The organism is Lichenihabitans sp. PAMC28606 (assembly GCF_020616535.1).
Taxonomy (GTDB): Bacteria; Pseudomonadota; Alphaproteobacteria; order Rhizobiales; family Beijerinckiaceae; genus Lichenihabitans; species Lichenihabitans psoromatis.
Genome location: NZ_CP085136.1, coordinates 750696 through 773928 on the forward strand (window position 1 = coordinate 750696; position 23233 = coordinate 773928).

A 23233-nucleotide genomic window follows, 5' to 3' on the forward strand; every position below is an offset into this window, starting at 1 on the left:
CAGTTCAGTTCTTACACGGTGTGTCGGGCATCAATTTCAAATCCGTCAAATCGCCGGCCAGAACGAAATCGCCGTAGTCGAGGCGAAGTGCCCGCGAGATGCCGTTCTCGTAGAGATCGAACGACAGGACATAGTCGGGGGCAGAGTCCGTCTTCGACGCATCAAAGTAGCTGATCGCCACCGGCCACCGGTGGACCATCTTCAAAGCGTCGATCTGTGCTGCCTTCTCGGCTGGCGAGACATCGGTTTGGGTGCCGATCACCGTCAACGTATTGAAGACCTTCTTGCCGGTATCGGACCCATCGAACACCGCCGCCGTGAGGATCTTGCCGCCCGCCTTGGCTGTCGCCACGACCTTCTTGAGATGCTCGGTCGGAAATAAAACCCCAGACGCGAGGTCGATCTTCTCGGGTTTCGGCTGCTGCAACGCCACAGAGACATCGCCATCAGCAGATTTATGCGCTGTTCCGTTGATGTCGCCTGGACCGGACGAATCGCCTTTGGTCGCGACCCGGAACCGATAGTCGTGAGAATCCCCACCCTCGAAGCTGGCGGTCTGCATCTCCGAGACCCGCGACTCGCCTTCCTGCGGCTGCAACGCCGTCATCTGGCGAAGCGTCATGGCATAACCGTCGCAGGCGGAGCCGGTGAAGTCGTAGGACAACAGCCCATCGACCGCCTCCGGTGCCTTTGCGCCGGACGACTTCAACAAGCTGAGCTTATACACCGCATGATGAGCCGCGAGCGGCATGATGGATTGAACCTCGGCGGCGGAGGCCGGACCACTCGCGACCGCTTGAACGAAGGCGCCCAAAGCGAGAATGCGCGCCGCATGGCCGAAAGCGGAAGGGTGTCTCACCGGGTTACTCCAGAACTGCGGGGTCGGAACACAAGTTTAGCGTTGCAAAAAAGGCGGATATGCAGCGAAAAGGGTCGGACGATGGCGGGTGAAGCACGATATCCGCCTCGCCGGCGTCCGATTTCATTTCAGAGGGCCACATGAGCGTCATCGACCAGAAACTCGCAAGCCTCGGCATCGTCTTGCCGGTTCCCGTCGCGCCCATCGCCAATTATGTGCCTTTCGTGCTGACCGGCCGTTCGCTTTACATTTCGGGTCAACTTGCGATCGGGCAAGATGGCAAATTGTCGGACGCCCATAAGGGCAAGCTTGGCGGAACGGTTGATAAGCTCGCCGGTCAGGCTGCGGCTCGGCTCTGCGTCATCAATTTGCTGGCTCAGGCGAAGGCGGCCCTCGGGAATCTCGACCGTATCGCGCGCGTCGTTCGTCTCGGTGGCTTCATCAATGTCGAGCCCGACTATATCGATGTTCCATTCGTGATGAACGGCGCCTCCGACCTTGCGGTCGAAATTTTCGGCGAGAAGGGTCGTCACGCACGCTCGACCGTGGGGGTCGCGTCGCTTCCGCTCGGCTGCGCCGTCGAGGTCGAGGCGCTGTTCGACATCGACGCGTGACAGCCCAACCGACCAGCTCCTCTGCGCCTGACTGGTTGACCGCACGGCCGATCGCCCATCGAGGCCTGCATGACATCGCGGTTGGGATCGTCGAAAATTCCCCCTCGGCCGCCGGTGCCGCGGTCGAGGCTGGATATGCGATCGAGTGCGATGTTCAATTGACCCTCGATGAGGATGCGGTCGTGTTCCACGATTTCGACCTCGACCGCCTGACGTCGGAAACCGGGACCATCGCGTCGCGCACGTCCAAAGACGTGCAGTCGATCGCGTATCGAACGGGGGGCGACACGATCATGTCGCTCTCCACCCTCCTGGCCAGACTGGCCGGGCGCACGCCGCTGATTTGCGAGATCAAGAGTCGCTTTGACGGCGACGTTCGCCTCGCCGATCGCGTCATGTCCCTCGTGCGGAGCTACCACGGCCCCGTCGCGATCAAGAGTTTCGACCCGGCCGTCATCGCGCATCTTCGCGGTCAGTCCCCTGCCCCGCTCGGGATTGTGGCGGAGGCGCGCTACGATGATCCGGAATGGAGCGGACTTTCGGACGGCCTCAAACTCGAACTCGAACAGATGCTTCACTTCGGCGAGACCCGGCCGGACTTTCTCTCCTATCGCGTGGGCGATCTGCCGCATGCGGTGCCCTATCTCTGTCGGACGGCGCTCGGTATGCCGGTCATGACCTGGACGGTTCGCAGGCCGGACCAGCATCTTCTGTCCCGCCTCTGGGCGGATCAGATCGTGTTCGAGGGCTTTCGGCCCTGACGACAGGCCATAGCGGCGCCTCAGACACGACAAATGTTCCTGGTGTGAGGTTGGCATGATCGATCCCTCTGGCGAAGACGTTGCCGACCTCAGCGTCCGCGTCGTTTCGACGATTGCGGCGGTCGCGGCAGAGACCTGGGATCGCTGCGCCAATCCGGTGTCGCTCGAGCTCACCGACCCCTCGGAGCCCCGCGGCGAACGGCATAACCCCTTCTTGTCGCATGCGTTCCTGTCGGCCCTCGAAGAAGCGGGCTGCACGGGGCCTCGCGCCGGATGGCAGCCCGTTCATGTCGTGGTCCAAAAGGCCAATGGCGATGTGGTCGGGGTAGCGCCCACCTACATCAAGTCGCATTCGCAAGGCGAATATGTTTTCGACCAAGGCTGGGCCGATGCCTATGAACGCGCCGGTGGCCATTACTACCCAAAAATCCAGGTCGCGGTTCCGTTCACGCCTGTCACCGGCCGTCGTCTGCTGGTGGTTGACGGCCCTTTGGGCGAAGCCGCCGCGACCGCTCTCTGTGCGGGGCTCGATGCGCTTCGCACGCAGGTAAAGGCGTCCTCGATCCACCTCACGTTTCTGACCAAACCCGAGTGGGACATGCTGGGCGAGCGCGATTACCTCCAGCGCACGGATCAGCAATTTCACTTTATCAACGACGGCTATGCCGACTTCGAGACGTTTCTCGCGGCGCTGGCATCGCGCAAGCGCAAGATGATCCGTCGCGAGCGGAAGGATGCGTTGGCAAATGGCATCACGATCGAACACGTGACCGGACGCGACCTGACCGAAGCGCATTGGGACGCCTTCTATCGGTTCTACATGGATACCGGCGCGCGCAAGTGGGGCAGGCCCTATCTCAATCGCAAGTTCTTCTCGCTGATCGGCCAATCGATGCCCGAACGCGTGCTGCTCGTCCTCGCCAAACGAGAGAACCGCTATATTGCGGGCGCCATCAATTTCATCGGCGACGACGCGTTATACGGGCGAAATTGGGGGGCGGTCGAGGAGCACCCGTTTCTGCATTTCGAGGTCTGTTACTATCAGGCGATCGATTTTGCCTTGTCGCGCGGGTTGGCCCGGGTCGAAGCGGGTGCGCAGGGCGAGCACAAACTGGCACGCGGCTATCGCGCGGTGCCAACCTATTCGGCTCACCACATCGCCGATCGTCGTCTGGCCCAAGCGGTCTCAGACTATCTCGAACGCGAGCGCGCTTATGCGGCGGATGCGCTCGAAGCCTATGCCGAACATGCGCCGTTTCGACGGCCGGAGCCGGAGCAGGATTGACCGTCGACACAACGGTCGTGCGTTCGCCAGGATGAGGGCCGTCGAAACCGATTGCTTAAACTTTTATAGATGTGTCTCGACCATGGTTCCGGTGGTCCCGATCGGGGGCCAAGCGCTTTGCTTGATACCGGGTGATCGATGCCTCTTCCCGCGCGCCGCCTCTTTGGTTCGGCTTCTCTCTCGCTCATCGCCCTCGCGGCGCTATCGACTTGCATGCTCTCCGGTGCGGTGGCGCCCGCCCATGCGGCCGAGCCGCTGTCGTTCACGCTTCCGGCTGAGGATGGCTATGGCATCGGCGACTGTATGCACGCGGGCAGCGAATGCGGGCAGGTGATGGCGAATTCCTGGTGCGAGGCGCACGGCCATGCCAAGGCCGTCGCCTACGGGTCGGCCGAGGACGTGACCGGCAGTGTCCGGACATCCGACCGCATCGTTCAGGTTGCGGCCGGAGATGTCGTCATCCGCTGCGGCGACTGACCTCAGCGAGATCGGAGTTTAGCGCCGATCAAGATTTGACGAAGTCGCCGCATTTCGGAACGTCGCCTGATGCGCCCCAAGGTTGGACCGGGACGGCCGAGGTCGAATTCTTCGGAGACCCTTCGACCAGCTTGTCCGAATAAGCCATGTAGACGAGCGTGTTGCGCTTGGCGTCGCAGCCTCGCACGATCTGCATCTTCTTAAAAAACAGCGAGCGCTTTTCGGTGAAGGCGACGTCGCCCTGGTGGCTCTGCTGCGTGAACTTGATGGGCCCGATCTGGCGGCAGGCAAGCGACACGTCGGAGGTCTCCTCGGCCACCCCGAACGCGCCTGAGAGGCCGCCGCGCTCCGGAACCGTGAAGAAACAGGCGACGCCCTGTACTTCGGGATCGTCGACCGCATAGGTGGCGAGCTTGTCGTTTGGCGTCATCATGTGGAACACGGTCGACTTGCGGAAGATGAGGTCCGGGTCGTCGGCGAGAGCGGGCCCGCAAAGTGCCGCGAGAATCGGAGCCACAGCGAGGATGCATGCGACTGGGCGGCTGAAAGTGAACATAGGTCTTCATCCCGAAACGGTGGCGGCCAAACGGGAGCCCAAGATCAGGACCCACCCGTTGCGCTTCAGGTAGGAAATCCCGGGCCATTGATCCACCCCTGAGGTGGCCACGACCGCAGACCATCATTACGACATCAAATCCACTATCGTCCCAGCCTGGTTCCGCGGGTCGATCCGGGGTGTCGAATGCGCCATCGGTGCCGCTTCGGAGTTGATGTTGCTTCTAGACAATAAACGCACGTCCCACGCGCCAGTGTTCCGCACCAGGCCGCGCCGCTCGACGGCAGTCATCGCGTCGCTCTTGCTGATCGCGCTTGCGATCTCGTCCGAGTCGCTTGGGGCGTCGGCACAAGACCTCGATTGCAACCGCCTTCAGGCCGCCATCAACGCAAGCCGGCAAAATGCCGACGACGCTGGGCGTGGTACTTTCGACAGGGCGGCGCAACGGCAACGTTACGAGATCGAGCGCACCCGCAATTATGCGGCCTCGATCGGGTGCGACAACCAGCAGCGCGGGTTCTTCGACGATGGCCCGCCTCCGCAGTGCGACGCCATCAATGCTCAGATCGAGCGCATGCAGGGCAATCTGTCACGCATCGCGCAGAGCGGGCGTGACGCTCACCCCTCCGACGAGGAAGACGGTCAACGGGCCGCTCTCGTGGCGCGCTACAACGCCTCGTGCTCGACGAGCGGCAACCCGGCCGATCTCGCCCAGCAGCATGACTCAGGTTTCTACGGCAACGAAGGCCACAACCCCGCCGATCTGCAATCAACGTCGGTGAACCCTGATGATCTCTCGGGTCTCCCGCTCGGGGGCGACAGCTCCGACGTCACGCAGCAGAGGAGTGCCGGCAAGGCGATCTGCGTCCGAACCTGCGATGGCGGCTTTTTCCCGCTGACCGCAAGCGCCTCGCAGGACCAACTCAGCAGCCTTGACGAACTTTGCAAAGCGTCCTGCCCCAATGCGGAAGCCAAGCTCTATACGACCGGTTCAAGCGACAATCTCGCATCGGCCACGGGACTCGACGGAACGCCTTACACGTCGCTTCCCTCCGCTTTCAAATTCGAGAAGACTTTCGATCCCACCTGCAGTTGCAAGCCGCCCAAGCAGAGCTGGGTGGAGGCGCTCGCCAATGCGGAACGGCTTCTCGGCAATGACCATCACGGCGACGTGACGGTGACGCCGCAGATGTCCGATCAAATGTCGAAAGCGGCCCCTGCCCCGCAACCCAAAGGGAAGGCGGCACGCAAGCAGAAACGCGAGGCAGCCGCCACGACCGACGATACGAAGGTCGTCATCGAGGGCCAGCGCGCCTCGCAAGCTCCGACGGCCACCAACGCCTCCGCCGGCATTGCCGCGAGCCCGACGCAAGCCGCCAAGGTGTTCAAGGAAGGCGACGGCGCGACCCGGACCGAGAAGGGACCCGACGGCATTATGCGGAATGTGCGGATAATCTCGCCGTAGCGCGGGCCCGGCCGATCAGCGGCAGCAGGGCCGCTAGTTCGGGGCCGGTCTCTCGCCCGGTGAGCGCAAGACGGAGCGGATGAAACAAGGCCTTGCCCTTGCGTCCGCTGCTGGCTTTGAGCGCGGTCGTCCACGCCGGCCATGTGGTGTTATCCCAAGGCTCCGCCGGGAGCGCGTCCCGCGCTTGCGCCAGAAAGACGGCGTCCTCGATGACCGGCTCGATCGAACCGGTCGCGACCGACCACCAGAGGTCGACATCGTCGAAGCGCTCGAGATTGCCGCGGACGGTGTCCCAAAAGGCTTCGGAGACATCGCCCGTGATCCCGCGATCAGCCAAACGCAACGCGACATCGGCGAACGGCATGGCATGCAGGGTCTTGGCCGACAGAGCCCAGAGTTCGGCCTCGTCGAACCGGGCTGGCGCGCGTGATAAATGCGCGAGATCGACCAGATCCTGCAACAGCTCGAGGTTCTGGACGGGCTGCACTGACGTCGCCGAGCCTGTCAACACTGCCATGCTGGCAATCGCGAGTGCTTCGACGCCGGCTTCGCGCAGGCCGGTCAGCGACAGAGCGCCGGACCGTTTCGACAAACCTTCGCCTTGCTGGTTCATCAGAAGGTTGTGGTGGCCGAACGCCGGAACATCGCCGCCGAGTGCCCGGAAAACCTGGATCTGCACGGCCGTATTGGTGACGTGATCCTCGCCTCGTATCACATGCGTAATTCCGAGGTCGATATCATCGACGACCGAGGGCAAGGTGTAGAGATAGGTGCCGTCTTCACGCATCAGCACAGGGTCGGACAAGGACGCGCTATCGATGTGGCTCTCGCCGCGCACCAGATCGGTCCAGGTTTCGGTGCCGGGCTCGAGCAGGAACCGCCAGTGCGGCGTGCGGCCCTCGGCTTCCAGCGCCTGTCGATCGGCTTCGGTCAGGTTGAGGGCCGCCCGATCGTAAACGGGCGGCAAACCCCTTGCCTGCATCCGCTTGCGCCGTCGATCGAGTTCGTCTGCCGTCTCATAGCAGGGATAGAGCCGGCCGAGCGCCTTCAACTTCTCAGACGCAGCAACATAGAGGGCGACCCGGTCCGATTGCCGGACTTTCAGCGACGGAACGGCGCCCAGCCACGCAAGATCGACCTCGATCGAATCGGCATATTCGGCGCGCGACCGCTCGACGTCCGTATCGTCGAAGCGGAGGATGAACTGCCCCCCTGCCGCCTTGGCGAAGAGATAGTTCAACATCGCGGTCCGGGCATTGCCGATGTGGATGCGTCCCGTCGGGGACGGTGCGAAGCGGACGATAGGAGGCGTGGAGGAATGGCTCATCGGCTCTTCTTGCCGCAAGCCACCCTCAGGCGCAACGCGACCGTTCGGCAATCGAATCGCCGCGCATCGTCCGCAAAGCTACGGCATCTCGACGATAATGCCGTCCCGCAAAGTGACGCGCCGATCCATACGGTTGGCGAGATCCATATTGTGGGTCGCGATCAAGGCCGCGAGGCCGGTTGCCTTGACCAGACCCGTCAGGGTCGAAAAAACGTGCTCGGCGGTTTTCGGATCGAGGTTGCCGGTCGGCTCGTCGGCCAGCAGGATGCCCGGCGCATTGGCGACCGCCCGCGCGATGGCGACGCGCTGCTGTTCGCCGCCAGAGAGTTCCGCAGGTCGATGCGTCAGGCGTTCTGCAAGCCCGAGATAAGCCAGGAGTTCGGTCGAGCGCGCGACTGCCTTCGACCGGGCCAAACCTCGAATGAGTTGCGGCAGCATGACGTTTTCGAGCGCGGTGAACTCTGCCAGCAGATGGTGAGCTTGATAGACGAAGCCGATCCGCGTGCGGCGTAAGGCGGTGCGGGCCGAATCGGCCATGAAAGCGGTCCGGTCGTCGCCGACGAAAACCTCGCCGCCATCCGGCTTTTCAAGCAGTCCGGCCACATGCAACAGCGTCGATTTGCCAGCGCCGGACGGCGCAACGAGCGCAACAGATTGGCCGGGCCAGAGCGAAAGATCGGCGCCTCGCAAAATATCGAGCGTCGACTGGCCCTGGACGTAGCGGCGGTCGACCTTGGCGAGCGTGAGGGAGGGATGTGGCATCACTCGTACCGCAGCGCCTCGACCGGATCGAGCGTCGCGGCTCGCCAGGACGGATAGAGGGTCGCGAGAACCGACAGCAGGATGGTCATGACCACGACCGCGATCACGTCGCCCGGTTCGACCCGCGAGGGAAGATGCGACAGGAAATAGAGTTCGGAGGGAAACAGGTTCGAGTGGAACGCCCAATTCAAGAAGGTCCGAATGCCCTCGATATTGCGCGCCACCAATACGCCGAGCACGAGTCCCGCGAAGGTTCCGGCGACCCCGATCGCCGTTCCGGTCATGAGGAAGATGCGAAGAATCGCGCCGCGTGTCGCGCCCATGGTCCGCAAAATCGCAATGTCCGGGCTCTTGTCTTTCACGAGCATGATGAGGCCCGAGATGATGTTCAGCGCCGCGACGAGCACGATCAGCGCCAGGATGATGAACATGACATTGCGCTCGACGTTCAACGCATCGAAGAACGTCTTATTGCGCTGACGCCAGTCGGTCATGATCATGGGCCGGCCGACGACAGCATCGAGCTTGGCCCGCACCTCATCCATGTGGTCGGGATCGTCCACAAAGGCTTCGATGACGGTCGCCTCGCCATCCTTGCCGAAGAAAGCCTGAGCCTCGGTCAATGGCATGTAGACGAAGCTCGAATCAAACTCCGACATGCCGATTTGGAAGATCGCGGTGATCGGATAGCTCTTGATCCGAGGTGCGACACCGAACGGGGTCTGTGGTCCCTTGGCGGTCAGCACCGAGATCGTATCGCCGATCCGCAACGCCAACGACTCGGCCAACCGTTGGCCGATCGCAACGCCGCCTGTCGAGTCGAAATTATCCAACGTCCCGAGCGTGATGTGGCCCGCGATCCCGGGCAGACGCTTGATGTCGGCTTCCTTGATGCCGCGGATCAGCGCGCCGGCCTGATTATAAGGCGACGACACGGCCGCCGCGCCTTCGATCATCGGGATGACCAGCTTAACGCCCGGCACTTTCGCCAAGCGCTCGTCGACCGCGTCGTAATCGGTCAGCGGCGTCTCGACCCCTTGCAGAAATACATGCCCGTTGATGCCGACGATCTTGTCGAGCAACTCGTGCCGGAACCCGTTCATGACCGACATGACGACGATGAGGGTCGCGACCCCGACGCCGATCCCGAGGAACGAGAAGCCCGCGATCTCCGACACGAAGGCCTTGGATCGACGGCCCCGCAAATAGCGGAGCGCCACCAGCCACTCGAACACCGAAAAAGGTTTCGAGCCAGCTTCCGACGGAGCGGCCCGCGTCGCGACAGCCACGGCATCTGTCATTGTGCGACACGATCCTTCTTGGCTTTCAACCGGGCCACCGCCTCATCGAGGGTCACAAGATCTCGCGTCCCGCTGCGGCGGTTCTTCAATTCGACCTTGCCTTCGGCAAGGCTCTTCGGCCCAACGATGATCTGCTCGGGCAGGCCGATCAAGTCCATGGCGGCGAATTTCGCACCGGGCCGTTCGTCGCGATCATCGTATAAGATGTCGAAGCCAAGCGCCGCCAATCGGCGGTCGAGATCGTGACAGGCCGCATCCGTCGCCGCGTCGCCGACCTTCAGATTGGCGATCCCGACATCAAAGGGAGCGACGGCATCCGGCCAGATGATGCCATTGTCGTCATGGCTCGCCTCGATCAAAGCTGCGACAAGCCGTGAAGGACCAATGCCATAAGACCCCATGTGGACCGGCGTCTCTTTGCCATCCGGCCCGGTAACCGTGGCCTTCATGGCTTTCGAATATTTCGTACCGAAATAGAAGATATGTCCGACTTCGATGCCACGCGCCGAGACTTTGGCATCCTCGGGCAAGGCGTCATAAGCCGCAACATCGTGCTTCTCGGACGTCGCCGCATACAGCGACGTCCACTTGTCGACGATGCCCTGCAGTTCGGCTGCGTCATCGAAATCGACGCTCGCGGGGGGCGGCGTGAACGACAGATAGTCCTTGTGGCAGAAAACTTCGCTCTCGCCGGTCGATGCCAAGATGATGAACTCATGGCTGAGGTCGCCGCCGATCGGTCCCGTGTCGGCCATCATCGGAATGGCGGTGACACCGAGCCGCGCGAAAGTCCGCAGATAGGCCGTGAACATCTTGTTGTAGGAATGCCGCGCGCCGTCCGCATCGAGGTCGAACGAATAGGCATCCTTCATCAGGAACTCGCGCGAGCGCATCACGCCGAAACGGGGCCGCACCTCGTCCCGAAACTTGAGTTGGATGTGATAGAGGTTGAGCGGCAAATCTTTGTAGGATCGCACGGAACCGCGGAAGATCTCCGTCACCATCTCTTCGTTGGTGGGGCCGTAGAGCATGTCCCGCTCGTGCCGATCGGTGATGCGGAGCATCTCCTTGCCGTAATCGTCGTAGCGACCCGACTCGCGCCACAGATCGGCCGATTGGATCGTCGGCATCATGATCTCGATCGCGCCCGAGCGGTCTTGCTCTTCACGGATGATCGCATTGATCTTCGACAGCACGCGGAGGCCAAGCGGTAGCCAGGCGTAAATACCGGCGGCCTCTTGCCGGATCATACCGGCCCGCAGCATCAAGCGATGCGAAACGATCTCCGCCTCTTTGGGATTCTCACGAAGCAGAGGCAGAAAATACCGGCTCAGGCGCATGCACATTCTCGATCGGCGGCGCCGCGATGGCACCGAATTCAGGGGCGGAGCGCCAAACAACCGTAAGCACAGTCAAAACACAAGCCACGACGACGGTTTACCTGCGTCGACCAAAGCTCAGGATGATCGCGGTCGAGATCGACACCTTTATCGGATGCCAAGCGGACCGTTAAGATTGTATGAATCCACGCTCGATCGATCGTCAAGTTTTTCTGCCTGCAGATCGCATGAAGCTTAACTTTGCATTCAGCCTGAAACCGCTATGACTTGCCCAACTTCAGCGCAGGCTTAACCCCGAACCGGCGCAAATTCAGGCAAGACAATGCTCCAGTCCGCTATCTTCTCCGACCTTCATGCCGCCGACCTCGACACCGGTCGCAACAGCCTTTCGAAGCTCTTTCAGGTGAAGAGCCGAAAGAATAGTTTTTCTCGCCTCGCCCACTGGGGCCGCACGCTGTTCTCGCGTGACGATCTCTCCGGGCTCAACGGTCATTTGCTGCGTGACATCGGCCTCTTGGACCACGCTGTCGATTGACGATCGTCCGGCGGCGCTCAGGCGTCGCCGCGTTCCCAGTCGGCTTTCGTCTCGGCTGCGAAATCAGCGAAGCGGTCGAGGCGGATCGCCTCCCGCATACCGGCCATAAGCGCCTGGTAATAAGCAAGATTGTTCCACGTCAGTAGCATCATGCCGAGGATCTCGCCGGATTTTACGAGATGGTGCAGATAGGCGCGTGAATAAGTTCGAGTCGCCTCGCAGGGTGATGCCTCGTCGAGCGGACGCGGGTCATCGGCATGTTTCGCATTCCGCAGATTGACCTTCCCGAAGCGGGTATAGGCGAGCCCGTGCCGCCCTGCCCTCGTCGGCATGACGCAATCGAACATATCGATCCCGCGGCGCACCGACTCGAGAAGATCGTCTGGCGTACCGACGCCCATGAGGTAGCGCGGTTTGCGGGTCGGGAGATGCGGCGCGACCGTCTCGATCATGGCCAGCATCACGTCCTGCGGCTCACCGACAGCCAGGCCGCCAACCGCATAACCCGGAAAGTCCATTCCGGCCAAAGCCGTCGCGCTCTCGATCCGGAGATCGGGGACGTCGCCGCCCTGCACGATGGCAAATATCGCGCGCCCCGCCTTGCCGCCGAATGCCTTGCGGGAGCGCTCGGCCCAGCGCAGCGACAGCAGCATGGCCCGCTCGATATCCTCCCGCGACGCCGGCAGCCGCACGCATTCATCCAGCTGCATCTGAATGTCGGACCCGAGCAGATCCTGGATCTCCATCGAGCGCTCCGGCGTCAGCACGTGTCTGCTGCCATCGAGATGGGATTGGAACGTCACGCCATGTTCGTCGAGCTTCCGCAGCTTGGCCAGCGACATGACCTGGAAGCCGCCCGAATCGGTGAGGATCGGATGCGGCCAGTTCATCATCGTGTGGAGGCCGCCCAGGGAGGCGACCCGCTCCGCCCCGGGCCGCAGCATCAGGTGATAGGTGTTGCCGAGCACGATATCGGCCCCGAGGTCGCGGACCTGCCCAGGATACATCGCCTTGACGGTTCCGGCCGTGCCGACCGGCATGAAAGCCGGCGTGCGGATGCTGCCGCGCGGCGTCGCGATCTCGCCAAGACGAGCCTCGCCCGAGGTCGCTTTCAGTGTGAACGTGAAGCTGTCGTTCATGCCGTGCCCTCGTCAAGGCTCGCATCGGCGCGGAACAGCAGGCTGGCATCGCCGTAGGAGTAGAAGCGATATCCCGCCTCGATCGCGTGGCGGTAGGCGTCGTGCATCGTCGAAAGGCCAGAGAAAGCGGCGACCAACATGAACAGGGTCGACCGGGGGAGGTGAAAATTGGTCATCAACACATCGACGGCACGAAACCGATAGCCCGGTGTAATGAAAATCGAGGTGTCGCCCGAAAAAGGCTGGATGGTCCCAGCCTCGTCCGTGGCGGTCTCGAGGATACGGAGCGATGTCGTGCCGACCGATACGATTCGCCGTCCCTCGGCATGGGCCGCGTTCAAAGCCTTGGCGGTCTCGGCATCGATCTCGCCCCACTCGGCATGCATATGATGATCGAGCGTGTCGTCCACCTTCACGGGCAGGAACGTTCCCGCGCCGACATGCAGGGTGACGCGATGAACCGCAATGCCACGCGCCATGAGCGCCGCGATGAGCTTCGGGGTGAAGTGGAGACCGGCTGTTGGGGCCGCCACGGCGCCAGGATCGCTCGCGAACATGGTCTGATAGCTGTCGCGATCGGTGGCGTCCTGCGGCCGCTTGGCCGCGATATAAGGGGGCAGCGGCATGGACCCGACTGCCTGGATCGCTGCATCGAGGGCCGCGCCACCGACCGCGAAACGCAGCAGAACCTCGCCACCCTCCTGCTTGTCGATCACGTCGGCGACGAGCGCCTCGCCCTGCCCGCCATCGGCCATAAAGGTGACCTGCTCGCCGATCGCCAGCTTCTTGGCTGGACGGACGAAAGCGCGCCATAGATCCGCGCCCTCGCGTTTGTGAAGTGTGGCATCGATCTGGGCGACCGCATCACCCCGTCGTCGCTGCCCCGATAGACGCGCCGGAATGACCTTCGTGTCGTTGACGACGAGAACGTCGCCGGCGCGGAGCAGATCCGGAAGATCGAACACACGCCGATCGTCGAACGAGGGGGCGTGCTCACGCGGCTCGACAACGAGCAACCGCGCTGCATCGCGCGGTTGACTCGGGTGCAGCGCGATCGACTCGGCCGGGAGGTCGAAGTCGAACGCTTCGATACGCATGGAACGTGGTCCGCTCTTGGCTCGGGTCGCTTACGAAACGCGGGCGGTCGTGATCCGGTCCGGATCACGAACGGGCTCGCCGCGCTTCAGCTTGTCGACATTTTCCATGCCGGACGTGACTTCGCCCCACACGGTATATTGCTTGTCGAGGAAGCCGGCATCGCCGAAGCAGATGAAGAACTGCGAATTCGCAGAATTCGGGCTCTGGGCGCGCGCCATCGAGCAGGTGCCGCGCACATGCTTCTCGTTATTGAATTCGGCCGGCAGGTTGGGATAGCTCGACCCGCCCGTTCCAGTTCCATGCGGGCAACCGGTCTGAGCCATGAAGCCATCCAGAACGCGGTGGAACGCGACATTGTCGTAGAAATGCTCGTTGGCGAGTTGCGTGATCCGCTCGACATGCTTCGGCGCGAGATCGGGACGCAGCTTGATGACGACGGGGCCTTGCGTCGTCTCCAACGTCAGGGTCGTGTTCTGTTCGCTCATGGTCATTGTCCTTGCTGTACGAAACTGATTGCAAAAATCTGCCCGGCGATCGCATTGCCGAGAGAGGGTGAAATATGCAGCGGTGCGCAATGCGAAAGCGCCGACAGCAGCGACGATTTCAGGTCCGATTCCGTGCCGCGACCGGAGGGTGGCGCTGCCGCGATCAACCGCGGAATACCATTGACCGATCCGTCGCGTTTGAAGCTGACCCGCAACGTAATTTGACCCCATCGACTGTCTTGCGCCGATGGCGCGACCCAGCATGCTCCCAAGGCCGACGCGACGTCGACATAGCGGTTGAGCGTGGTCGGAGCAGCGGCCAGCTTCGAATGTCCGTCCGGCCCGACCGGCACCGTCAGCACGAAACCCTGCGGCAGCGGCGGGTTGTCCGAAGCAGGCCGGCCATCATCCCATTGGAACGGGATATTCTCATAAGGACGACCTGGGAAGAGGAGATCAGGATCGCCGTAGCCATCGTCGTTTGGAACGTCGATACAATCCACGCAACGGCGATACCGGGCGGTGGCCTCAGGCGGCGCGCATAAGCCAAGCGTTACGGCAAAGCCGACAACGCCGCCGAGAAGCCATTGTCCCGATGTCGCCAATCATCGCCTCACTTGGTGTCGGATGCCAGCCGCATCGTCACGATTTTGTCAGGCGCATCGACCGCACCGTTGTTGTCGCTCGATCCTTTCTTGATCTTGTCGACGACATCCATGCCGGCCGTCACCTCGCCGAAAACGGAATATTTGCCGTTCAGGAAAGGCGCGTCAGCCAAGCAGATGAAGAATTGCGAATTCGCCGAATCCGGGCTCTGCGATCGCGCCATGCCAAGAGTGCCGCGCTTAAACGGGGTCGCGTTGAATTCGGCCTTCAAGTCGGGAAGCTTCGAACCGCCTGTTCCGGTTCCGGTCGGGTCACCCGTCTGGGCCATGAAGCCATCGATCACGCGATGGAACACGATGCCGTCGTAAAAATGCTGAGACGTCAACTTCTTGATCTGCGCGACATGCTTGGGTGCGAGATCGGGCCGCAGCTCGATTGTGATCCGGCCATCCTTGGTGTCGAGATAGACCGTGTTGGCATCTGCCGCAAAAGCCGTTCCGCTTGCGACCGCAAGCACGAATGGAATGGCGAGCATCAGATCGCGGCGTCTGAGTGTCATGACGTCTCCTCGAATTCAGAGCCGCCGTTTACGCTTGGCTGAGAGGCACAATGCGAAAAGACGGCAACATTGGTATGAGCGGGACACGACGTCCCAAGGCGGCCTCTGCTTACCACCGCAGGATGTGGTGGCAAGCCTCGCGACCCGCAAGGCTCCACTGGACGTGCAACGCTGCCTGTCGACAACATCTCGCCCCGCCCTTCAGCACCGTCCGGCTGTCCTGAACGCCAGACATGCTGCCGGAGGACGCGTCAGACGGCGCCGGAGATCAACAGCTTGTAGGTCACGCTGTCGACCAAGGCCTGAAATGACGCATCGATGATGTTGGCCGAGACTCCCACCGTGGTCCAACGCAAGCCGTCCCGATCGCCGCATTCGATCAAAACACGCGTCACCGCATCCGAGCCGCCCTGGAAGATGCGAACGCGATAGTCCAGCAGCTTCAGATCGGCGATATAGCGTTGATACTTGCCGAGATCCTTGCGGAACGCGAGATCAAGCGCGTTGACCGGGCCATTGCCCTCGGCGGCCGAAATCAGCGACTCGCCGTCGACCGAGACCTTCACGATGGCCTCCGACACGGTGACGTGTCGCCCCGCAGCATCAAAGCGCCGCTCGACGTTCACACTGAACCGTTCCACATCGAAATAATGTGGAACGTCCCCCAGCACGCGACGGGCCAACAGCAGAAACGAGGCGTCGGCTCCTTCATAGGCGTAGCCGAGCGCTTCTTTCTCCTTCACCTCGTCAAGCAGGCGCTGGAGGCGCGGATCGTCTCGATTGACCGCGATACCGAGCCGCTCCAGTTCCGCCACGATGTTCGATCGCCCCCCCTGGACCGAAACCAGAACCTTGCGGCTGTTGCCGACGCTCGCGGGGACGATGTGCTCGTAGGTGCGCGGGTCTTTCGCGACCGCCGAGGCGTGAATGCCGGCCTTTGTCGCGAAAGCACTGGACCCGACATAGGGTGCGTGGACGTCGGGCGCGCGATTCAGGAGTTCGTCGAACACATGCGACAGCTTGGTAAGGCCGGCCAGTTTGTCGACCGTGACGCCGATCGTAAAGCGGTCGGCATAGTCGGGCTTCAGCAGCAGCGTCGGGATCAGCGACACGAGATTGGCATTGCCGCACCGCTCGCCAATGCCGTTCAGCGTTCCCTGGATCTGCCTGACGCCGGCCCGAACCGCCGCGAGCGAATTCGCCACCGCATGTTCGGTATCGTTATGCGTGTGGATGCCAAGGTGGCTTCCAGGAACCTCGATCGCGACCTCGGCCACGATCGCCTCGATCTCGTTCGGCAAGCTGCCGCCATTGGTGTCGCACAGCACGATCCAGCGCGCACCAGCCTCGAAAGCCGCCTTGGCACAGGCTAGCGCATAGGTCGGGTTGGCTTTGTAGCCATCGAAAAAATGCTCGCAATCCAGCATCGCTTCGCGACCCCGTGCCACGACAGCCTGGATCGACTCGACGATCCCCTCGATATTTTCGTCCAGCGTCGCGCCCAGCGCGACCCTCACCTGATAGTCCCAGGCTTTGGCCACGAACACGACGGCATCGCAATCGGCTTCGAGAAGCGCCGCGAGGCCCGGATCGTTCGAGGCCGACCGACCAGGCCGCTTGGTCATTCCGAACGCGGCGAAGCGAGCCTTGAGGGCTGGCTTGATGGCGAACAACGCCGTATCGAGCGGATTGGCGCCGGGGTACCCCCCCTCGACATAGTCGATGCCAAGCTCGTCGAGAAGATGCGCCACGCGACGCTTGTCGGCGAGCGAGAAATCAACGCCGGTCGTCTGCGCCCCATCCCGCAACGTCGTATCGAAGAGGTAGAGCCGCTCCCGATTCACGATCACGACGCGCCGTCGGTCGGCTTGTTCAGGCCGGCTGCGACGAGATCGAATTCCATCGTCGTATTGCCCAACCACTCACCGCCGACCGACACCATGTTGCGGACCATCGGCACGAAACCGCGCACCATGAAAAAGTCCCGCGCCGTATCACTGGCATCGACAACCAGTTTGGCGGTTCCACGCCCGGCCGCGATCCGCTGCAAGGCGTCGCAGAGCATCGTCGCAACGCCCTGACGGGCGAGATCCGGTGCCACGTACAGCATGCCGATCTTGTCTTTGCCCTCGAGCACCGCAAAGCCGACCGGCTGGCCGGCGAGGCTGGCCACGAGAGTCAGGCCCCCGGTCAGCCGCTTGGCAAAGTCCGGCGTGTCGGCCAAGGCCGCCCAGGCCTCGCGCTGATCGTCGCTATAATCTTCTTCGGTCAGGGTCTCGATGCTGGCTTGGAAGATCGAGGCCAGCATCGGCCCGTCGGTCGGCAGCATCGGCCGCAGGGTCGCGCCGCTCATGCGGTCAGCCATCAGACGGAACTCCTCGTGGCGGCATCCCAAGTGGTGGTGCCGTCTTTGTTGTCCTTCAAGGCGACGCCGAGCGCCAGCAGCACGTCGCGCAAGCGATCGGACTCGGCCCAGTCGCGGGCGGCACGCGCCGCAAGGCGCTGCTCGATCAAGGTTTGCACCTCGGCGGCATCGACCGATAAACGATCGCGACGGCGCGCGGCCCAAGCGGCTGGCTTGTCCTGCAACAAGCCGAGCACGCGAGCCACGCCAATCCCCGTCATGGGATCGTCGCTGAACAACCGATGCAGATCCCCCAGCATCGCGGGCGTGTTCACATCATCGAGAAGCGGCGCCAAAGCCCCGTCGAGCGAGCGACCCGCGCTCTCATCTCGTATCGGCTGGTCGGCCGCGATCGCGTACCAGCGATCGAGCGTCTTTTCGGCTTCCTCAAGGGCCTGCACGGTCCAGTCGATCGGCTTTTGATAGTGGGTTCGCAGCATGGCAAGGCGTAACACCTCGCCGGGCCACGACCGGCCGCCGAACGTTTTGGTGGTGAGCAGATCGTGGATCGTGATGAAGTTGCCCAGCGACTTGGACATCTTCTCTCCCTCGACCTGCAAGAAGCCGTTGTGCATCCAAACGTTTGCCATGGTGGCGTGTCCGAAGGCGCATCGTGTCTGCGCCACCTCGTTCTCGTGATGCGGGAAGATCAGGTCGATGCCGCCGCCATGGATGTCGAACACTTCGCCGAGATGTTTCCAACTCATGGCCGAGCATTCGATATGCCATCCGGGGCGGCCCCGTCCCCACGGGCTGTCCCATCCGGGCGCCGCCGGAGCGGCCGGTTTCCACAGCACGAAGTCGCCGTCGTTGCGTTTATACGGAGCCACTTCGACGCGGGCGCCCGCGATCAACTCGTCGAGCGGTCGGCGCGAGAGCTGGCCGTAATCGGGCATCGAGGGCGTATCGAACAGCACATGACCGTCCGCCGCATAGGCATGGCCGGATGCGATCAGCCGTTCGATGATGGCGAGCATCTCGGCGATATGCTGCGTGGCGCGGGGCTCGACGGTCGGGACCAAGCAGCCGATCGCGGCAGCGTCCTCCTGGAAACCGCGTGCCGTGGTCTCGGTCAATTCACCGATCGTGATGCCGCGCTCGGCCGCGCGTGCGTTGATCTTGTCGTCGACGTCGGTGATGTTCCGCACGTAGCGAACGTGGTCGACCCCGTAGAGATGCCGCAACAGGCGATAGACGACATCGAAGACGATCAGCGGGCGGGCGTTGCCGATATGCGCGCGGTCGTAGACCGTCGGCCCGCACACATAGAGGCGCACATCATCAGCATCGATCGGCGCAAAGTTTTCCTTGCGTCGCGTCAGGCCGTTGTAGAGGCGCAAAACCATCGCGTTGTCCCGGCGTGGAGCTTGGCCGAAGCGCGATCAAGTCATGATGATGGACAAGACAGGTCGCAGGCCAGCGAATGTGCTAGCCAATCCTTGCAAACATGCAGGTCTCGACGTCGAAGCTGTCCATAGGTGGTGACTAGGCCAAGCAACCCTGCCGCGTCAACGGCCAAGCACGCCACGCCTCACTGGTTGCACAAACCAATGTTCAGACCGACGCGTAGCTGTCGGATGCGTCGTAGGCTGCCAAAGGCTTGGTCGATCTTGGAAGGCGAGCCCCACTGCGCGGCTCGGGAACACGACGCTCGAGGATCACCTGAAGACCATGTAGCAGCGGGAAATCCTGACCCCGCAAGGCATCGACAAGGTCGCGCCAATCCCGTTCGCCTGCCCGACGAGCGAAGCTGCGGACATGACTCGCCGTCAAAGCGCCGACACCGACGCCTGCATGCACAGCCTCGGCTTCTATTTCGGCCGCGAATGAGCCGCCGATGGACGCCACCGCAGCCTCGGCAACGCCTTCGTTGGCGCATGAGTGCAAAAGATCAGACACCAGCATCAAGACCTCCCCGTCGACCGATGGGATCCATGACTTCGACACACCCGCCCCCGCGGTTTTGCCGCCAGCGACGTCTCAAGCCCGGTCTGCTGCCTAGAAACCCATCGAGCCGTAATAATGGCGCGTCGACCGATATGGTGCCATATATTTATTTATCTTGACTGATACTTTGTCGACGCAACCAAGCGGCCTGCAGCGCGTTTTCGCCCTCAACGTTTGACGGGCTGAGGCGCATGGTCGGCCTTGGCGGTCCGCATCGCGACGTTGACGGGACTGAAGGGCTGGCGCGCGATAAAATGCCCGCGTCCTGCATCGGCCGTCACCACGCCATTCTCGTAGACAATCTGACCGCGCGAGAGGGTGATGCGCGGAAGCCCCTTGCACGCAAATCCCTCGAACACGTTGTAATCAATCGCCGAAAACTGTTTTGCTGCGGTGATCGTCTTGGTGGCTTCAGGGTCCCAGATGACCAGATCGGCGTCGGCACCGGGCTCAATCGCCCCCTTCTTTGGATAGATGTTCAAGATCTTGGCAATGTTGGTCGAGGTGACGGCCACGAACTCGTTCATGGTCAGCCGTCCGGTCACAACCCCGTGGGTCCAAAGCAGCGGCATGCGATCCTCCAAGCCGCCGGTGCCATTCGGGATCTTCGTGAAATCATCCTTACCGAAGCGTTTCTGCTCGGTCATGAAAGCGCAATGATCGGTGGCGACTACTTGCAGCGAGCCGGCCCGGAGACCGTTCCACAGATCGTCCTGATGCGACTTGTCGCGAAACGGCGGCGACATCACCCGGCGGGCCGCGTGATCCCAATCAGCGTTTTGGTACTCGCCGTCGTCGAGCAGGAGATGCTGGATCAGCGGTTCGCCATAAACGCGCTGGCCGAGGCTACGGGCCCGCCGAATGGCTTCATGGGCTGGAATGCACGACGTATGCACGATGTAGAGCGGCACACCCGCCTGATCGGCCAACATGATGGCGCGATTGGCGGCCTCGCCCTCGACCTCCGGCGGTCTCGAATAGGAATGCGCCTCCGGGCCGGTGATGCCGGCGTCGAGATAATGCTTTTGCAGCGCGGCGACGACCTCGCCATTCTCGGCGTGAACGAGGGGCAGCGCCCCCAGTTCGGCGCAGCGCTGGAACGACGCGAACATCTCGCCGTCGTCCACCATCAAAGCGCCTTTGTAGGCCATGAAATATTTGAACGTGGTGACGCCGCGCTCGACGACCTTGGCCATGTCGGCGCTGACTTGCGGCGTCCAATACGGGATGGCCATGTGGAACGAATAATCGGTACAGGCCCGCGTACCGCGTCGGTCCCAATCGGCCAACGCCTCCATCAAAGGCTGACCATGGTTGGGGATGCAGAAATCCACCACCATCGTGGTGCCGCCCGATAAGGCGGCTTTGGTACCGATCTCGTAATCGTCCGTCGTGGTGGTTCCCATGAACGGCATTTCGAGATGCGTATGCGGGTCGATCCCGCCCGGCATCACGAAACAACCGGTCGCGTCGATCGTGGTCTCGCCCGTGAGGTCGAAACCGATGGCCGCGATCGTCTCTCCCTCGATCAGGATATCGGCCTTCACGGTGCGGTCGGCCGTCACAAGGGTCCCGTTCTTGATCACCACCGACATCTCGACCACTCCTCCGTCTTGTCGTCTTCGTCTTATCGTCGTCCAACCTGAAACCAAAGACGCCGCGATCAGGCGACGATCTCAGCCTTTTCCAACACGGCATGCATCAGCACCTGCGCGCCCGCGCTGGCCCATTCCGGCTTGATATTCTCGGCCTCGTTATGGCTGATTCCATCGACGCAAGGCGTGAAGATCATCGAGGTCGGCGCGACACGCGCGAGATAACAGGCGTCATGACCAGCGCCCGACACGATGTCGCGATGGCTATAGCCATAAGCCTCGGCTCCGCGCCGCACAGCCGCGATACAGGTTTCATCGAAGGGAACTGGAGCATAGGAGAACACGCATTTTAGGTCTGCTTCGAGACCGCTCTCGGCGACGATGCGGGCGACACCCTCGCGCAGCGCCGCATCCATCAGATCGAGTTCGGCATCTTGCGGATGACGAAATTCGCAGGTCATGAAAACCGAGCCTGGAATGACGTTCCGCGATCCAGGATAGGGCGTCAGCATGCCGACCGTCGAGACCGCCAGCGGCGGGTGAGCAAGTCCGATCGCGTTGACCAAACCGACGATACGGGCTGCCCCGACCAGAGCGTCGCGCCGACGCGCCATCGGGGTCGAGCCGGCGTGGCTCTCGAAGCCCGTCAGGTTGATTTCGTACCAGCGCTGGCCCTGCCCGTGCGTCACAACCCCGATATCGATGGCTTCGTCTTCGAGAATCGGCCCCTGTTCGATATGGAGTTCGAAAAAGGCATGGACCGGCTTGCCGACCGGTTCGCTGCCCTTGAAGCCGATCCGCTCGAGTTCATCGCCGAATGTCAGGCCGTCGCGATCGGTCAGGCTATAAGCATGCTCCTGCGTGTAGGCGCCCGCAAACACGCCCGACGCGATCATGGCGGGCGCGTAACGCGAGCCTTCCTCATTGGTCCAATTGGCAATCTCGACCGGGTGGCGCGTCTTGACCTTCATGTCGTTCATCGAGCGCATGACCTCGAGAGCCCCGAGCACCCCGAGCACGCCGTCGAACTTACCCCCGGTCGGCTGCGTGTCGAGATGGCTTCCCATCAACACGGGCGGCAGGCTTTGGTCCTCGCCGGCTCGCCGCGCAAACATGTTGCCCATCTGGTCGACCGTGACCGTCAAACCTGCCGCTTCGCACCACGTCGTGAACAAGTGGCGCGATTGCTTGTCGAGGTCGGTCAGGGTCAAGCGATTGCACCCGCCTTTCGGGGTTCCGCCGATCTTGCCCATCTCCATGAGGCTGTCCCATAGCCGAACGGGATCGACGCGAAGATTGGAGAGATCGGACATGCTGGCTTCGAGGCTCCATGGATCCGGTTTGCGGTCGGACTTTGCCGGAGGCTAGTCTAAGTTCGACCAGATGGTCAAACTGTCCCGCAAACTCAGAGCGAAAAGCCGATATGCTGATTTCATGAGCGAAATTCATTCTTTGATGCGAAAAAAGTCGTCAGGTCGAGCCGAAACCGAGGCGCTTCTTCTGGCGGCTGCGGAATCAGTCTTTGCGGAACAAGGGTTCGGGGGTGCCACCACGGCTGCCATCGCCAAACGCGCGGGTCTGCCGAAATCCAACCTCCACTATTATTTTCCGACCAAGGAAGCGCTGTATCGCGCCGTGCTGGCCAACGTGCTCGAAGCTTGGCTTGCAGCGGCGGCATCGTTCGATCGCGCGGCGAGCGCCGAACAAGCCCTGACCGCTTATATCGAGGCCAAAATGGATCTCGCCCGGCAGTTTCCGCTCGCCTCCCGCATCTTTGCCAGCGAGATCATGCGTGGCGCGCCGCTGGTGCAGGACTTCCTCGAGACAACCCTGAAGACATGGCTGGCGCAGCGCGAGCCGATCATCGATGGCTGGATCGCGGCCGGTCAACTCCGCCCCCTCTCGGCCAAGACTCTGATCTTCATGATCTGGGCGACGACGCAGCATTATGCCGATTTTGCCCATCAGATCAAAACGTTGAACGGCGGGCACGATCTCTCGACACGCGAGTTCGACGCCGCCAAACGGCAGGTCGTCGAGACGATTCTTGGCGGTATCCTGATCGAGCGTCCGTGACTTCAGGCCATCACCATGCCACAAGGCAGCCTCGTCTCGGGG

Annotated in this window: 24 protein-coding genes; 7 read left to right on the top strand and 17 right to left on the bottom strand. The window is 62.2% G+C overall.

Annotated elements, in window-relative coordinates:
- Positions 1-4 precede the first annotated feature (4 nt).
- The gene (locus LGH83_RS03525; protein ID WP_227400628.1) at positions 5-859 is read right to left on the bottom strand and encodes a cell envelope integrity EipB family protein; all 855 of its coding nucleotides are present in this window, start codon (positions 857-859) and stop codon (positions 5-7) included.
- 140 nt (positions 860-999) lie between these two features.
- On the opposite strand from LGH83_RS03525, the gene LGH83_RS03530 reads away from it, so the two are divergent.
- The 4 genes from LGH83_RS03530 to LGH83_RS03545 all read left to right on the top strand — a co-directional run bounded on the left by LGH83_RS03530 (position 1000) and on the right by LGH83_RS03545 (position 3996).
- Positions 1000-1473, top strand: a complete 474-nt coding sequence (locus tag LGH83_RS03530; protein ID WP_227400629.1) for a RidA family protein — start codon at positions 1000-1002, stop codon at positions 1471-1473.
- The gene (locus LGH83_RS03535; protein ID WP_227400630.1) at positions 1470-2234 is read left to right on the top strand and encodes a glycerophosphodiester phosphodiesterase family protein; all 765 of its coding nucleotides are present in this window, start codon (positions 1470-1472) and stop codon (positions 2232-2234) included. The genes LGH83_RS03530 and LGH83_RS03535 overlap by 4 nt, the downstream gene beginning before the upstream one ends.
- A 55-nt stretch (positions 2235-2289) precedes the next feature.
- A complete protein-coding gene (locus tag LGH83_RS03540; RefSeq protein WP_227400631.1) occupies positions 2290-3519 on the top strand; it encodes a GNAT family N-acetyltransferase in 1230 nt (409 codons plus the stop codon).
- Between the two features lie 138 nt (positions 3520-3657).
- Positions 3658-3996: a hypothetical protein gene (locus LGH83_RS03545; protein ID WP_227400632.1), complete on the top strand. Its 339-nt coding sequence runs from the start codon at positions 3658-3660 to the stop codon at positions 3994-3996.
- A 28-nt stretch (positions 3997-4024) separates the two neighbouring features.
- On the opposite strand, the gene LGH83_RS03550 is transcribed toward LGH83_RS03545, so the two are convergent.
- Positions 4025-4552 (bottom strand): CreA family protein, encoded by a 528-nt coding sequence (locus LGH83_RS03550; RefSeq protein WP_413771098.1) that lies wholly within the window; start codon positions 4550-4552, stop codon positions 4025-4027.
- 103 nt (positions 4553-4655) lie between these two features.
- On the opposite strand from LGH83_RS03550, the gene LGH83_RS03555 reads away from it, so the two are divergent.
- Positions 4656-6017 carry a DUF2865 domain-containing protein gene (locus tag LGH83_RS03555; protein ID WP_227400634.1) on the top strand — a complete coding sequence of 454 codons (1362 nt, stop codon included), beginning with the start codon at positions 4656-4658 and terminating at the stop codon, positions 6015-6017.
- Here the strand turns inward: LGH83_RS03555 and LGH83_RS03560 are convergent.
- The 4 genes from LGH83_RS03560 to proS form a co-directional block, all read right to left on the bottom strand.
- Positions 5986-7344 (bottom strand): glutamate--tRNA ligase, encoded by a 1359-nt coding sequence (locus LGH83_RS03560; protein WP_227400635.1) that lies wholly within the window; start codon positions 7342-7344, stop codon positions 5986-5988. The two genes, LGH83_RS03555 and LGH83_RS03560, sit on opposite strands and share 32 nt — an antisense overlap.
- 78 nt (positions 7345-7422) lie before the next feature.
- Positions 7423-8106: an ABC transporter ATP-binding protein gene (locus LGH83_RS03565; protein WP_227400636.1), complete on the bottom strand. Its 684-nt coding sequence runs from the start codon at positions 8104-8106 to the stop codon at positions 7423-7425.
- A complete protein-coding gene (locus LGH83_RS03570; protein WP_227400637.1) occupies positions 8106-9407 on the bottom strand; it encodes a lipoprotein-releasing ABC transporter permease subunit in 1302 nt (433 codons plus the stop codon). The genes LGH83_RS03565 and LGH83_RS03570 overlap by 1 nt, the downstream gene beginning before the upstream one ends.
- Positions 9404-10747: a proline--tRNA ligase gene (gene proS / locus LGH83_RS03575; protein ID WP_227400638.1), complete on the bottom strand. Its 1344-nt coding sequence runs from the start codon at positions 10745-10747 to the stop codon at positions 9404-9406. The genes LGH83_RS03570 and proS overlap by 4 nt, the downstream gene beginning before the upstream one ends.
- A 322-nt stretch (positions 10748-11069) precedes the next feature.
- On the opposite strand from proS, the gene LGH83_RS03580 reads away from it, so the two are divergent.
- A complete protein-coding gene (locus tag LGH83_RS03580) occupies positions 11070-11282 on the top strand; it encodes a hypothetical protein (protein ID WP_227400639.1) in 213 nt (70 codons plus the stop codon).
- Between the two features lie 17 nt (positions 11283-11299).
- Here LGH83_RS03580 and tgt read toward each other — a convergent pair whose 3' ends face one another.
- From tgt to LGH83_RS03635, 11 genes are all read right to left on the bottom strand, one after another.
- Positions 11300-12421 (bottom strand): tRNA guanosine(34) transglycosylase Tgt, encoded by a 1122-nt coding sequence (gene tgt, locus LGH83_RS03585; protein ID WP_227400640.1) that lies wholly within the window; start codon positions 12419-12421, stop codon positions 11300-11302.
- Positions 12418-13518: a tRNA preQ1(34) S-adenosylmethionine ribosyltransferase-isomerase QueA gene (queA, locus tag LGH83_RS03590; protein WP_227400641.1), complete on the bottom strand. Its 1101-nt coding sequence runs from the start codon at positions 13516-13518 to the stop codon at positions 12418-12420. Before queA ends, tgt begins: the two co-directional genes overlap by 4 nt.
- Positions 13519-13548: 30 nt before the next feature.
- A complete protein-coding gene (locus tag LGH83_RS03595; RefSeq protein WP_131117419.1) occupies positions 13549-14004 on the bottom strand; it encodes a peptidylprolyl isomerase in 456 nt (151 codons plus the stop codon).
- Positions 14005-14006: 2 nt separating this feature from the next.
- Positions 14007-14609 (bottom strand): hypothetical protein, encoded by a 603-nt coding sequence (locus LGH83_RS03600; RefSeq protein ID WP_227400642.1) that lies wholly within the window; start codon positions 14607-14609, stop codon positions 14007-14009.
- Between the two features lie 8 nt (positions 14610-14617).
- Complete coding sequence (locus LGH83_RS03605) at positions 14618-15169, bottom strand: peptidylprolyl isomerase (protein WP_413771099.1); 552 nt, start codon at positions 15167-15169, stop codon at positions 14618-14620.
- Positions 15170-15420: 251 nt separating this feature from the next.
- A complete protein-coding gene (gene cimA, locus LGH83_RS03610) occupies positions 15421-17013 on the bottom strand; it encodes a citramalate synthase (RefSeq protein ID WP_227401723.1) in 1593 nt (530 codons plus the stop codon).
- Between the two features lie 2 nt (positions 17014-17015).
- Positions 17016-17534, bottom strand: a complete 519-nt coding sequence (locus LGH83_RS03615) for a GNAT family N-acetyltransferase (RefSeq protein ID WP_227400643.1) — start codon at positions 17532-17534, stop codon at positions 17016-17018.
- Positions 17534-18919, bottom strand: a complete 1386-nt coding sequence (cysS, locus tag LGH83_RS03620; RefSeq protein ID WP_227400644.1) for a cysteine--tRNA ligase — start codon at positions 18917-18919, stop codon at positions 17534-17536. Before cysS ends, LGH83_RS03615 begins: the two co-directional genes overlap by 1 nt.
- A gap of 208 nt (positions 18920-19127) precedes the next feature.
- Positions 19128-19478 carry a hypothetical protein gene (locus tag LGH83_RS03625; protein ID WP_227400645.1) on the bottom strand — a complete coding sequence of 117 codons (351 nt, stop codon included), beginning with the start codon at positions 19476-19478 and terminating at the stop codon, positions 19128-19130.
- A 209-nt stretch (positions 19479-19687) separates the two neighbouring features.
- The gene (hydA, locus tag LGH83_RS03630; RefSeq protein WP_227400646.1) at positions 19688-21115 is read right to left on the bottom strand and encodes a dihydropyrimidinase; all 1428 of its coding nucleotides are present in this window, start codon (positions 21113-21115) and stop codon (positions 19688-19690) included.
- Between the two features lie 68 nt (positions 21116-21183).
- The gene (locus LGH83_RS03635; RefSeq protein ID WP_131117437.1) at positions 21184-22428 is read right to left on the bottom strand and encodes a Zn-dependent hydrolase; all 1245 of its coding nucleotides are present in this window, start codon (positions 22426-22428) and stop codon (positions 21184-21186) included.
- A 121-nt stretch (positions 22429-22549) separates the two neighbouring features.
- Between LGH83_RS03635 and LGH83_RS03640 the strand changes: the two genes are divergently transcribed.
- The gene (locus LGH83_RS03640) at positions 22550-23191 is read left to right on the top strand and encodes a TetR family transcriptional regulator C-terminal domain-containing protein (RefSeq protein ID WP_227400647.1); all 642 of its coding nucleotides are present in this window, start codon (positions 22550-22552) and stop codon (positions 23189-23191) included.
- Positions 23192-23233: the final 42 nt, after the last annotated feature.